Genomic DNA, 12,919 nt, shown 5'->3' on the forward strand with positions numbered 1-12,919 from the left:
CGTCAGCGCCAGCCGGCATCGATGAAATAATCATGGGCAGTGCAGTAACGCGCATCGTCCGACGCCAGGAACATCACCAGCGCGGCGACATCGACCGGCAGGATGCGGCCATCAAGGCACTGGGCCGCGACGATTTCCGCTTCGCCTTCGGGCGTGTACCATTTTTCCTGACGCGGCGTCTTCACATTGCCGGGGATGATGGTGTTGACGCGAATATTGTCGCGGCCAAGATCACGCGCGAGACTGCGAGTCAGGCCTTCGATCGCGGCCTTGGACGTCTGGTAGAGGACCAGTTCGGGCAGGGCGAGGTGCCAGCTGATCGACCCGAAATTCAGGATCACGCCGCCGCCCGCGCGCTTCATGGCCGGGACCACGGCCTGCGCCGCGAAGAAGAGGTGGCGCAGGTTCACCGCCATCCGCTCTTCCCAATAGGCCGGGGTCACTTCCTCGATCGTGTGGCGGTCGTCATTGGCGGCGTTGTTGATCAATATGTCGATCCCGCCCAGTTCGTCCTCGACCTTCGCCATCATGGCCTGCACGGCTTCAATGTCGCGCAGGTCGACGGCATGGAAGATCGGCGTGAAGTCTGCGTCGGCAAGGCGCGCGACCAGCGCCTCGCTCGCATCCACGGCGATGTCGCAAAAGGCGACCTGCGCACCCTGACCAACGAAGGCCTCGACCAGTCCTTCGCCGATGCCGCTGCCGCCGCCGCTGATGAAAACCCGCTTGCCCCTGAGACTCGGATAAAGAGCGCGGCTGGGGTAGATGGCGTGGCTCATGCGGTTTCCTTTTCCGGCGCGGTCAGCAGGCCGCGCGTCGCGAGATTGGTCATCAGGGCGGTCAGGCCGAAGGTCCAGGGCGCGGCGTCCTTGGACGTGACGACTGTGTTGACCAGCTTGCCCAGACGCGGGGTGGAGATGGCCACCACGTCGCCGACCTTGTGGGTGAAGCCGCGGCCCGGATCGTCGCGATCCTGCACGGGGGCGAACAGCGTGCCCAGGAACAGGGTGAAGCCGTCGGGATATTGATGTTCGGACAGGGTCTGACGCACCAGTTCCAGCGGATCGCGGCTGATCTGGTTCATGCTGCTGACGCCTTCCAGACGATAGCCTTCCGGCCCGTCGATGCTCAGCTCGACCTCGGCATTGCGCACGTCATCGATGCCATAGTCGCCATCGAACAGGCGGATGAGCGGGCCGAGCGAGCAGGACGCATTATTATCCTTCGCCTTGCCCAGCAGCAGCGCCGAGCGCCCTTCGAAATCGCGCAGGTTCACGTCATTGCCCAGCGTCGCGCCGATAGCGCTCCCGGCGGCGTTGACGATCAGCACGATTTCCGGTTCGGGGTTGTTCCAGGTCGAGTCCGACCGGATGCCGATGTCCGCGCCCGGACCAACGGTGGAGAGCACCGGCGCCTTGGTGAAGACTTCCGCGTCGGGGCCGATCGCGACTTCCAGATATTGCGACCACAGGCCATCCTCGATCAGCGCGGCCTTGAGCGCAGCGGCTTCTTCCGTGCCCGGCGCCACGGCGCGGATCGATCCGCCGACGCGCTCTTCCAGACGGCCGCGAATCTCGGCGGCGGCGCTGGCGTCACCGCGCGCACGCTCCTCGATCACCCGCTCCAGCGCAGACAGGGCGAAGGTCACGCCACACGCCTTGACGCATTGCAGGTCGACCGGGCTGAGCAGCGGGAGGTCGAGGTCTTCCAGCGGGCCAAGCGCTTCGCCCGATTCTGGCGCCAGCGGCAGCTTCTCGACCAGTTGCGCCACGGTCGGCGCGACCCGGCTCATATCATAGGCCAGGCCGTCGGCGACCAGGATGGGGGAGGGGCCAGCGGCAGTCTGCACACGGCCAAGGAACAGGCCGCTGCGCCAGTCGGCAGGCAGGCTATCGAGCAGGGAGAAATCGCCCGGCATCATCAACTCCTAAATGGAACGGTTGTAAATTGATAGCGCTACCAACATCGAACCGCGCGCGGAGTCAAGAGGTGTTGCGTAAAAGGCGCGTAAGCGAAAAGTCGTAGGGCGTGGGCGTCTTGTCCCTTTTCCATCACCCGGCTTTGGGGCATAGATGATCAGACCATGAGCAAGCCCGAAGACAGCGCGCCGCCCGCCGGCGCAGACGCCGCCGCTCCCGCAACGCCTGATAAGGCCGCCGATGCTGGCAAGACCGACCTTGCCAGCGCTGCGCGCAAATCCGCCAGCAAGGGCGTATGGATGGGCACTGCCGTCGGCATCGGATCGGCCGCGATCGTCGCCGCACTGCTTTACACGCGGAAAAAGGGCTGATCTGCCCTCTCGCATTCTAAATTTTTCCGGCAGCAGACGACGGCTCGACCTATGGCGTTCGTCGGTGGAAATGTGACGACTTTACTCTGATCCATGCCGTCATTGCGAGCGAAGCGAAGCAATCCATGGGTGCGTCTGTGGATTGCTTCGCTGGGCTCGCAATGACCATTCAGGCGGATGTCATCGCGCTCTCAGACTTTTCGCCCATCTCTTTCCGGCTGTGGAACGCGCATAAAAATAGGGCGGCATGGCCTTCGTTCCATGCCGCCCCCGGTGCGACCCGGCAGGCTCTCTTATGTCCCCGCCTTCGTGACAGGCGTTTGGGGAAGCGGCTTTAGCCTGCGCCGCCACTCAGATAGCTGATCAGTTCCGGCTTGCTGACGCTGATGCTCTTGTCCTTATCGGCCGTGGAGAAGGCGCCATTGGCCCAGGCCATGACCTGATCGGTCGGCAGTTGCGATCCAGTCGCCTTCATTTCCTGTGTCTTGAGCGCGACCACCCAGCGCGAAAATTCGGACTGGTCCAACTGGCCGTCCTTGTTTGCGTCATAGGCCGGAAATTCGCTGTCGACGATCGATGCGACCGCGTTCGCCGGATTAGAGGGGGCCGGATTCGCGGGCGCAGCGGGCTGGGACTGGGCCGGACTGGCCGGAGTTGCGGGTATCGCGCCCTGCTCCGGTGCGGTCTGCGCCATGGCGGGGGCCGTCACGGCGATGGCAGCGGACAATAATAATATGCGGACCATGGCAATCTCCTGTCGCCTTGCATATGGGGGAAGAGGATAGTTTCGCTCTTCCTTGAAAATCTATCGTCATAATGGACGAGAACAGGGAAATGTTCCTGAATATCCATTCATAATGCCGAATTTGACTTGAAAAGAGGCACGGTTCGTCTCTCATTTTGGTATCTGGTGAAATAAACGGGCCGACGGGCGATCATAATGTTTCGCGATTTGCCCCGCCGCCCCGACGCTGCTAGGCGGCGCGGCAATCATTCACCCTCCAGCCGCAGGATTCGCCCATGGTCCCCCGCTATTCCCGTCCCGCAATGACCGCCCTCTGGGAGCCGGAAGCCCGCTTCAAGATCTGGTTCGAGATCGAGGCGCACGCGACCGAGAAGCTGGGCGAACTGGGCGTCGTCCCGCCGTCCGCCGCCAAGGCGCTGTGGGACTGGTGGGCCACCAACCCCGCGATCGACGTGCCCGCGATCGACGCGATCGAAGCCGTCACCAAGCATGACGTCATCGCCTTCCTGACCTGGGTCGCCGAACAGGTGGGCGATGAAGCCCGCTTCATGCATCAGGGCATGACCAGCTCGGACGTGCTCGACACCTGCCTTGCCGTTCAGTTGACCCGCGCCGCCGACATCCTGATTGACGATCTGGACAAGCTGCTGGAAGTCATCAAGCGCCGTGCCTTCGAACATAAGCTGACGCCGACCATCGGCCGCAGCCACGGCATCCATGCCGAGCCGGTGACGTTCGGCCTGAAGATGGCGGAAGCCTATGCCGAATTCAGCCGCTGCAAGACCCGCCTGATCGCGGCCCGCGAAGAAATCGCCACCTGCGCCATTTCGGGCGCCGTCGGCACTTTCGCCAATATCGACCCGCGCGTCGAGGAACATGTCGCGCAGAAGCTGGGCCTCGCGATCGAGCCGGTGTCGACCCAGGTGATCCCGCGCGATCGCCATGCGATGTTCTTCGCGACACTCGGCGTGATCGCCAGCTCGATCGAACGTCTCGCCGTCGAAGTCCGCCACCTCCAGCGCACCGAGGTATTGGAAGCCGAGGAATATTTCTCGCCCGGCCAGAAGGGCTCGTCGGCCATGCCGCACAAGCGCAACCCGGTGCTGACCGAAAACCTGACCGGTCTGGCCCGCGTCGTCCGCGCGGCTGTGGTCCCTGCGCTCGAAAATGTCGCTTTGTGGCATGAGCGCGATATCTCGCACTCGTCGGTCGAGCGCTTCTTCGGCCCCGACGCGACCATCACGCTCGACTTCGCGCTGGCGCGTCTGACCGGCGTGATAGACAAGCTGCTCGTCTATCCTGAGCGGATGATGAAGAATCTCGACAAGATGGGTGGCCTCGTCCACTCGCAGCGCGTGCTGCTGGCCCTGACGCAGGCGGGCGTGAGCCGCGAGGACAGCTATCGCTATGTTCAGCGCAACGCCATGAAAGTGTGGGAGTCGGACGGCCAGCTGTCACTGCTGGAACTGCTGAAAGCTGACGCCGACGTCACTGCGGCGCTGCCGGCCGAACAGATCGAGGAAAAGTTCAACCTCGATTATCACTTCAAGCAGGTCGACACGATCTTCGCCCGCGTGTTCGGCGAAGCCTGATATCCTATAAACCTTGTGCTCCTGCGAAAGCAGGAGCCCAGGGATGCTAGGTGACGCCTTTCGCTCTGGGCTCCTGCTTTCGCAGGAGCACGGGGTGCCTTAACGCCCGCCGAGTCGCGGGCGCATCCGTGGCGCGGCGTCCGACTGGCGGCGGATCAGCTCATAATCCAGCACCAGATGTTCGGCCGCGTCGCTGCTTCGGCGGCCCTTCAACTGGCGCACCAGCACTTCCACCGCTGCGCGCGCCATGGCGCTGATCGGCTGGCGGATCGTCGTGAGTTCCGGCCAGATGGTGGTGGCGAGCGAAGTATCGTCGAAACCGCAGACGGTCAGGTCGCCCGGCACATCCAGCCCGGTGCGATGGGCGATCGCCACCGTGGCCGCGGCCATATCGTCATTGCTGGCGAAGATCGCCGTCGGCGGATCGATCAGCGATAATATCTGTTCGGCTGCGTCCAGCCCCGACCGGTAGGTAAAAAAACCCTGCGCTATCAGTTCGTCCTGCACCGGCAGGCCGGCTTCGCCCAGCGCCGCGACATAGCCCTCGAACCGTTTCGCGCTGGCGCTCTGATTCGGATTGCCCTTGATGAAGCCGATCCGGTCATGCCCCAGCGCAATCAGGTGGCGCGTCATTTCATAGGCGGCATGCCGGTCGTCGATGCTGACGGCGGCCAGATCGGACGGCGCGCGGCCGGTCGCCACCGCCACGGCCGGAATGCCGGCCCGGTCCAGCGCCTCCACGAGTTCGGGCAGGTCGCACAGCGGCGGCGGCAGGATTACCCCGTCGATGCGCCCGCGTTGCAGATGAGCGACGACCGCCTCGACCGATGTGTCGTCGTCCCATTTCTCCACCACCAGGTCGACGCTGCTGCGGGTCGCCTGATCCAGGCTGCCGACCAGAAATTCGCTGAGATAGGAAGAGGAGGGGTTGGAATAGAGCAGGCCGATCCGCGTCTCTTCTCCCCCGGCGAGCGTGCGCGCGGCGGCGCTGGGCGCATAGTTGAGGGCGGCGATGGCGGCTTCCACCTTCTCCCGCGTGGCGGCCCGCACCACCTGTTCGCCGTTGATCACGCGCGACACGGTCATCGGCGACACGCCGGCATGGCGGGCGACGTCGTTGATGGTGGGCGCGTTGCGCTGGCGGCGGGAAGATCGGACGTCGCTCAAAATAGGTGGGCTTTCGCTGGGATGATGTCGCGGCCGAAGGGTTGCGACATCATCTGTAATATTTAAAGCGAAAAATCAGTTATGCCCCGGCGCATAGGGGAATTTCAGCGCCTTGTACCAGTCGAGATCATGCGCGGGCGCGGCCGATCCGGCGGGCAGGGGGCGTTTCGACACCGACTGGAAATAGGCGATGCTGGCGTCCCGCCACCATAGAGCTTCGCGATGCTGGATGGTCAGGAAGGCCTCCGTCTCGGCGAAGCGCTCCGCATCGACATAGGGTTTCAGCGATGCCCATGTCGTCTGCATGTCCGTGACATAGCGGACCCCACCGTCATAATGATGGATGAGGCCATCCCACAGCGTGTCGCCGGACTTCAGGCGATAGTCCCAGGGCAGGTGATGGAACCAGAGCAGTTCATTTTCCGGCGTCGTCTTCGCGCTGGCCAGCAGCTTCGCGACTGGCGGCGCATATTGGCCCACGGCGTCGCTGCCGCTCTTCGTCCGGTCAAAGCCGATGCCGTTGGCGTCGGCCTTATGATAATAGACCGGGTTCCATTCGGGGCGGGCGAGGTCCGACACCCATGGCCCCGGACCATAATGATGGCCGGTGTCCATGACATGGGCAAGGCCGAGCGGCGTCATGTAATCGACGGCTGCCTCGCGCGATCCCATCATCATCTTCACGACCGGCTGCACCAGCTTGGGATCGGGGGAGAAGGTCATCTCCGCCCATTCCTTCGCAATGCTGTCGGCCGACAGGCTGGTGTCCCAGGCGAGGCGGCCGAAGGCATACCAATCGGCTTGGTTGAAGATCGACCCGCTCCAGTCGCGATCCATGCCGATATTGGCGACGCCCGCAATGCCGGTCAGCTTATGCCCTTCCAGCGATCCGTCGATGACCTTGGACACCGTCGATCCCTTGCCCCTGGCATAAGTGTCGGCGTCCAGCGTCTCCTCGAACAAGGGGCCAAGATAGGTCAGGTGCGTCGACTGGCCCAGATATTCCTTGGTGATCTGGAATTCCATCATCAGCGGCGTTTTCGGCATTGCGCCGAACAGCGGATGGAAGGGCTCGCGCGGCTGGAAATCGATCGCGCCATTCTTCACCTGCACGATGACATTGTCGGCAAACTTGCCGTCCAGCGGCTTGAAGTCGGTATAGGCCTGCTTGGCGCGATCATCGGGATTGTCATGCGCGTAGACGAAGGCGCGCCACATCACGATGCCATTATGGGGCTTTACCGCCGCCGCCAGCATGTTCGCGCCGTCGGCATGGGTGCGGTTATAATCCTGCGGTCCCGGCTGGCCTTCGCTGTTGGCCTTCACCAGAAAACCACCGAAATCGGGAATCGCCTTGTAGATTTCGTCCGCCTTCGCCTTCCACCATGCGGCGACCTGCGGATCGAGTGGATCGGCTGTCTTGAGGCCGTCCAGTTCCATCGGCGCGGTCCATTTGACCGACAGATAGACCTTGATGCCATAAGGGCGGAACACGTCCGCCAGCGCCGCCGCCTTGGCGATATAGGATGCGGTCAGACTGTCCGCCTTCGCATTCACATTGTTGAGGACGGTGCCGTTGATGCCGATCGAGGCATTGGCGCGGGCGTAATCGGCATAGCGCGGCCCCTTCCAGTCAGGGAGCCGCCACCAGTCCCAGATGGATTGCCCGGCATAACCGCGCTCCACCGTGCCATTGAGATTGTCCCAATGGTTGAGCAGGCGCAGGCCGATCTTGGGCGCGCTGCGGATATCGAGATTGTCGAGACTCTCGCCGCTCTGGGCGAGGCGCAGCCAGTTATAGGTGCCTTGGAGCAGACCCACATCGCTGTTCGCGGCGATCAGCGTCACCGCCTTGCCATCGATCATGGTCGAGCGAATCGCATAACCCTCGCTGCCCAGACCGTCCGTCGTCACCGGCAGGGCAGGGGTGGAGGCGGGCGTCGCCAGCAGCAGCGCGCCTTGCTGGAATGTTGCTGACAGCGCCGGTGTCGTGCCGGACATGCCGGCAATCGCGCGCTGCAATTCCTGCGTGGCGATGGTCAGTGTCGGCCCGGTTCCGGGAGCGACGATGGCGGTCGCATGGGCGGAAATCGCGGCGCTGCGCGGGGCATCAGCCTGGGCATAGCGCAGCCACAGATCATAGCCGTCCTCGGCCTGCGCCGTAGGTGCCATCACGGGCGACAGGCTGGTTCCGGCCATGGCAATCATCCAGCAAAACAGGCGCGCTCTCACTCTTCCCTCTCCCTATTGCGTTCCATGTCAAAGCCGGTTCGACGGGCATTGACAAGTGCGTTTGTCCGAGCAATGGTAACGCTATCAGTTTACTCGCGGCAAGCGGAAAGTCGCCGTGATATAAAAATGGAGAGGGGTTCCGTGATCCGTACCAGCAAAATCCTGTGCGCCGCATCGGCGCTGGCCTTCTGTATCGCCTTGCCCATGGCGCCGGTTCAGGCTGCGCCCGCGACGGCTGCGTCGGCCAAGCCGGTCTACAAGGATGCGACCGCCCCGATCGAGGCGCGCGTTGACGATCTTCTCTTGCGCATGACGCTGGATGAGAAGATTGCCCAGATCACGACGGTTTGGCTCGACAAGGTCAAGATTTTCGACGACCAGCTTCAACTCGATCCCGCCAAGCTGGCCGCGCAATATCCCAATGGTCTGGGTCATTTCACGCGCCCTTCCGATGCGAAGGGTGCCGTCAGTCCTCGGGTCGCACCAGGACGCAATCCGCGCCAGACGGTCGCACTCGTCAACGCTCTGCAAAAATGGGCGACGACGCAGACCCGCCTCGGCATCCCGATCCTCTTCCATGAGGAAGGGCTGCATGGCTATGCCGCCGTCGGCGCGACCAGCTTCCCCCAGTCGATCGCCATGGCGTCCTCCTTCGATACGGACATGTTGCGCGACGTCAACAGCGTCATCGCGCGCGAAATCCGCTCGCGCGGCGTGCCGATGATCCTGTCGCCGGTGGTGGACATCGCCCGCGATCCGCGCTGGGGCCGGATCGAGGAAACCTATGGCGAAGATCCTTATCTGGTCGGTGAAATGGGTGTCGCCGCGGTCGAGGGGCTGCAAGGCGTCGGCCGAGAGCGCAATCTGCGCGATGGGAAGGTGTTCGCCACGCTCAAGCATCTGACCGGCCACGGCCAGCCCGAAAGCGGCACCAATGTCGGTCCCGCACCGGTCAGCGAACGCGAACTGCGCGAGAATTTCTTCCCGCCCTTCGAACAGGTGGTGAAGCGCACCGGCATCGAAGCCGTCATGGCCAGCTATAATGAAATCGACGGCGTCCCCAGCCATGCGAACCGCTGGTTGCTGGAAAATATCCTGCGCGAGGAATGGGGCTTCAAGGGCGCGGTCGTCTCCGACTATTCGGCGGTCGACCAGTTGATGAGCATCCACCATATCGCCGCCAATCTGGAGGAGGCCGCGATCCGCGCGCTCGACGCGGGCGTCGACGCCGACCTGCCTGATGGCCTGTCCTATGCGACACTGGGCAAGCTGGTGCGCGAAGGCAAGGTCAGCGAGGCGAAGGTCGATCTGGCCGTGCGCCGCATGCTGGACCTGAAATTCCGTGCCGGCCTGTTCGAGAAGCCCTATGCCGATGCCGCCGCGTCGGAAAAGATCACGAACAATGCCGAGGCCCGCGCCCTCGCGCTGAAATCGGCGCAGCGGTCCATCACCCTGCTCAAAAATGACGGCATGCTGCCCTTGAAGCCCGAAGGCACGATCGCCGTCATCGGGCCGAGCGCGGCCGTGGCGCGTCTGGGTGGCTATTATGGACAGCCGCCGCACACCGTGTCGATCCTCGACGGGATCAAGGCGAAGGTCGGCGCACGCGCGAACATCGTCTTCGCGCAGGGCGTGAAGATCACCGAAAATGACGACTGGTGGGAAGACAGCGTCACCAAGTCCGACCCCGCAGAAAACCGCAAGCTGATAGCGCAGGCGGTGGAAGCGGCGAAGAATGTCGATCGCATCGTCCTGACGCTGGGCGACACTGAACAGTCGAGCCGCGAAGGCTGGGCGGACAATCATCTGGGCGACCGTCCGTCGCTCGATCTGGTTGGCGAGCAGCAGGAACTGTTCGATGCCCTTAAGGCTCTCGGCAAGCCGATCACCGTCGTCCTCATCAACGGCCGCCCGGCCTCGACCGTGAAGGTCAGCGAGCAGGCCAACGCCATCCTGGAAGGCTGGTATCTGGGCGAGCAGGGCGGCAATGCCGTCGCCGACGTGCTGTTCGGCGATGTGAACCCCGGCGCGAAGCTGCCCGTCACCGTGCCCCGCTCGGTCGGGCAACTGCCGATGTTCTACAACGCCAAGCCCTCGGCGCGGCGCGGCTATCTGTTCGACACCACCGACCCGCTCTATCCCTTCGGCTTCGGCCTCAGCTACACGACGTTCGACCTGTCGGCGCCGCGTCTGGCGGCCACCCACATCGGCACCGGCGGCAAAACGACGGTTTCGGTCGATGTCCGGAATACCGGCGCGCGGGAAGGCGACGAGGTCGTCCAGCTTTATATCCGCGACAAGGTCAGCAGCGTCACGCGGCCGATCAAGGCGTTGAAAGGCTTCCAGCGCGTGACGCTGAAGCCGGGTGAAGTGCGCACGGTCAGCTTCACCATCAGCCCCGAAAGCCTCCAGATGTGGAACGACCATATGGAGCGCGTCGTCGAACCGGGCGATTTCGAGATCATGACCGGCAACAGTTCGGTCGCGCTCAAATCCGCCACGCTGACGGTGAAGCCATGAGTCTCGCTCGTCGTCAGGCGCTCGGCCTGCTCGCCTCGACCTCCTTCGCGGTCGTCACGCCTGCCTTCGCGAAGAAGGCGGACGGTCCGCTCTACAAGGATGCCTCCGCCCCCATCGACCTGCGCGTGCGTGACTTGCTCGGCCGTATGACGCTGGAGGAGAAGGTCGGCCAGATTATCGCATTGTGGGCGACCAAGGCGGATATCATGGACGACCTGATCTTCTCGCCGGCGAAGGCGAGCAAGGCCTATCCCAACAGCTTCGGTCAGATCACTCGCCCGTCCGACCGGCGCGGCGCGCCTGACGGATCGCAGCAGGCCGGCGGCGTCGGTGCGCGCTGGCGCACCCCGGCCGATACGGCCGCCTTCGTCACCGCCGTCCAGAAATGGGCGATCGAGGAGACGCGGCTGGGTATCCCGGTGCTGTTCCACGAAGAATCCCTCCATGGCTATATGGCGACCGACGCCACCATGTTCCCGATGGCGATCGGCATGGCCGGCGCGTTCGACCGCGAGCTGATGCGCGACGTCCAGTCGGTCATCGCCCGCGAAGTCCGCGCGCGTGGCGTGCATCTCGCGCTGTCGCCGGTGGTGGATATCGCCCGCGACCCGCGCTGGGGCCGGATCGAGGAAACCTTCGGCGAAGATCCCTATCTCTGCGGCGAAATGGGCGTTGCGGCGGTGCTGGGCCTGCAAGGCGAGAGCAAGCAGCTTGGCCCTGACAAGGTGATGGCCACGCTCAAGCATATGACCGGCCACGGCCAGCCCCAGAGCGGCGAGAATATCGCGCCCGCGCCGATCAGCCAGCGGGAGTTGCGCGAGAATTTCTTCCCGCCCTTCCGTCAGGTCGTGAAGCGCACCGGCATCGCCGCCGTCATGCCGTCGTACAATGAAATCGATGGTGTCCCCAGCCACCAAAATAAGTGGCTGCTCGGCGATATTTTGCGCGGCGAATGGCATTTCGATGGCGCGGTGGTCAGCGACTACGGCGCGGTTCACGAACTCGACACCATCCACCATGTTCAGCCCGACCCGGAGGCATCGGCCCGCGCCGCCCTCCGTGCCGGCGTCGATTGCGAGTTGCCCGATGGCCAGACCTATCGGACGCTCGTGGAACAGGTCCGCGCGGGCAAGGTGCCCCTCGAAGCGGTCGACATCGCCTGCACGCGCATGTTGACCCTCAAGTTCCGCGCGGGCCTGTTCGAAAATCCTTGGCCGCGCCGCGATTATGATGCGCTGACCGGCAATCCCGAAGCCCGCGCGCTGGCGCTGAAGGCTGCGCACAAATCGATCGCGCTGCTCAAGAATGACGGTACGCTGCCGCTCGCCGCCGGTGCGCACAGGCGGGTCGCGGTGATCGGGCCCAATGCCGCCATTGCGCGGCTGGGCGGCTATTCCTCCATCCCGCGTCAGGACGTATCGCTGCTGGAAGGCGTGCAGGCCAAGCTCAAGGGCAAGGCCGAGGTCGTCCATGCGCAGGGTGTCTTCATCACCCAGAGCGAGGATCGTTCGGTCGATGAAGTCTATCTGGCCGATCCCGCCAAGAACCGCGCGTTGATCGCCGAAGCGGTCGAGGTGGCGAAGGGCGCGGATATCGTCCTGCTGGCCATCGGCGACACCGAACAGACCAGCCGCGAAGGCTTCGCCAAAAACCATCTGGGCGACCGCACCAGCCTCGATCTGGTGGGTGAGCAGAATGAGTTGTTCGCCGCGATCAAGGCGACCGGCAAGCCCGTGATCGTCTGCGTCATCAACGGCCGTCCGCCCAGCTATCCCGCCTTGGTCGAGGGGGCGAACGCCCTGCTGTTATGCTGGTATCCGGGGCAGGAGGGCGGGACCGCCATGGCCGATATCCTGTTCGGCGACGTCAACCCCGGCGCGAAGCTGCCCGTCACCGTCGCGCGCGATGCGGGCCAGATCCCGATCTTCTACAACCGCAAGCCCAGCGCCCGTCGCGGCTATGTGTTTGAGGATATCTCGCCGCTCTTCCCGTTCGGATATGGCCTCAGCTACACCAGGTTCGAGATTGGAAAGCCACGGCTTTCTTCTGCACGCATCGGCACAAGCGGCAATGTGACCGTGGAAGTCGATGTGCGCAATGTCGGCCAGAGGGCAGGGGACGAGGTCGTCCAAGTCTATGTCCATGACCAGGTCGCCAGCGTCACCCGCCCGATCAAGGAATTGAAGGGGTTCGAGCGCGTCACGCTCGCGCCCGGCGAAACGAAGACCGTGCGCATCCCGCTCGGCCCCGATGCCTTCACCCTGTGGAATCTCGACATGGAAGAAGTGGTCGAACCCGGCCTGTTCGACATCATGGTCGGACCCGACAGCAAGAATCTACAGACCGTCACGCTCGAAATCATCTGAACAGGAC

9 protein-coding genes are annotated in these 12,919 nt (G+C 63.7%); 4 read left to right on the plus strand and 5 right to left on the minus strand.

Going from position 1 to position 12,919, the window contains the following annotated elements:
• Positions 1-2 precede the first annotated feature (2 nt).
• Positions 3-779 (minus strand): SDR family NAD(P)-dependent oxidoreductase, encoded by a 777-nt coding sequence (locus tag BMX92_RS20550; RefSeq protein ID WP_093020005.1) that lies wholly within the window; start codon positions 777-779, stop codon positions 3-5.
• A complete protein-coding gene (locus BMX92_RS20555) occupies positions 776-1,918 on the minus strand; it encodes a fumarylacetoacetate hydrolase family protein (protein WP_093020045.1) in 1,143 nt (380 codons plus the stop codon). The genes BMX92_RS20550 and BMX92_RS20555 overlap by 4 nt, the downstream gene beginning before the upstream one ends.
• A 165-nt stretch (positions 1,919-2,083) precedes the next feature.
• Here BMX92_RS20555 and BMX92_RS20560 point away from each other — a divergent pair, with 165 nt between their 5' ends.
• A complete protein-coding gene (locus tag BMX92_RS20560) occupies positions 2,084-2,290 on the plus strand; it encodes a hypothetical protein (protein ID WP_093020007.1) in 207 nt (68 codons plus the stop codon).
• Between the two features lie 334 nt (positions 2,291-2,624).
• Here BMX92_RS20560 and BMX92_RS20565 read toward each other — a convergent pair whose 3' ends face one another.
• Positions 2,625-3,035 carry a calcium-binding protein gene (locus BMX92_RS20565; RefSeq protein ID WP_093020009.1) on the minus strand — a complete coding sequence of 137 codons (411 nt, stop codon included), beginning with the start codon at positions 3,033-3,035 and terminating at the stop codon, positions 2,625-2,627.
• A 275-nt stretch (positions 3,036-3,310) separates the two neighbouring features.
• Here BMX92_RS20565 and purB point away from each other — a divergent pair, with 275 nt between their 5' ends.
• Positions 3,311-4,627, plus strand: coding sequence for an adenylosuccinate lyase (purB, locus tag BMX92_RS20570; protein WP_093020011.1), 1,317 nt, complete (start codon positions 3,311-3,313; stop codon positions 4,625-4,627).
• 99 nt (positions 4,628-4,726) lie between these two features.
• Here purB and BMX92_RS20575 read toward each other — a convergent pair whose 3' ends face one another.
• Positions 4,727-5,794, minus strand: a complete 1,068-nt coding sequence (locus tag BMX92_RS20575) for a LacI family DNA-binding transcriptional regulator (protein WP_093020013.1) — start codon at positions 5,792-5,794, stop codon at positions 4,727-4,729.
• Positions 5,795-5,869: 75 nt separating this feature from the next.
• Positions 5,870-7,993: an alpha-glucuronidase family glycosyl hydrolase gene (locus BMX92_RS20580; protein WP_371262484.1), complete on the minus strand. Its 2,124-nt coding sequence runs from the start codon at positions 7,991-7,993 to the stop codon at positions 5,870-5,872.
• Positions 7,994-8,167: 174 nt separating this feature from the next.
• Between BMX92_RS20580 and BMX92_RS20585 the strand changes: the two genes are divergently transcribed.
• Both BMX92_RS20585 and BMX92_RS20590 read left to right on the plus strand, forming a co-directional pair.
• Positions 8,168-10,546, plus strand: a complete 2,379-nt coding sequence (locus BMX92_RS20585; RefSeq protein WP_093020047.1) for a glycoside hydrolase family 3 N-terminal domain-containing protein — start codon at positions 8,168-8,170, stop codon at positions 10,544-10,546.
• Positions 10,543-12,912, plus strand: coding sequence for a glycoside hydrolase family 3 N-terminal domain-containing protein (locus BMX92_RS20590; RefSeq protein ID WP_093020017.1), 2,370 nt, complete (start codon positions 10,543-10,545; stop codon positions 12,910-12,912). The genes BMX92_RS20585 and BMX92_RS20590 overlap by 4 nt, the downstream gene beginning before the upstream one ends.
• Positions 12,913-12,919: the final 7 nt, after the last annotated feature.

Origin of the sequence: Sphingobium sp. YR768 (genome assembly GCF_900111125.1) — a bacterium.
Classification (GTDB): Bacteria; Pseudomonadota; Alphaproteobacteria; order Sphingomonadales; family Sphingomonadaceae; genus Sphingobium.

Coding starts and splice junctions, on each gene's coding strand:
- BMX92_RS20550 (WP_093020005.1), bottom strand. CDS start 779: ATGAGCCACGCCATCTACCCCAGCCGCGCTCTTTATCCGAGTCTCAGG.
- BMX92_RS20555 (WP_093020045.1), bottom strand. CDS start 1,918: ATGCCGGGCGATTTCTCCCTGCTCGATAGCCTGCCTGCCGACTGGCGC.
- BMX92_RS20560 (WP_093020007.1), top strand. CDS start 2,084: ATGAGCAAGCCCGAAGACAGCGCGCCGCCCGCCGGCGCAGACGCCGCC.
- BMX92_RS20565 (WP_093020009.1), bottom strand. CDS start 3,035: ATGGTCCGCATATTATTATTGTCCGCTGCCATCGCCGTGACGGCCCCC.
- purB (WP_093020011.1), top strand. CDS start 3,311: ATGGTCCCCCGCTATTCCCGTCCCGCAATGACCGCCCTCTGGGAGCCG.
- BMX92_RS20580 (WP_371262484.1), bottom strand. CDS start 7,993: ATGGCCGGAACCAGCCTGTCGCCCGTGATGGCACCTACGGCGCAGGCC.
- BMX92_RS20590 (WP_093020017.1), top strand. CDS start 10,543: ATGAGTCTCGCTCGTCGTCAGGCGCTCGGCCTGCTCGCCTCGACCTCC.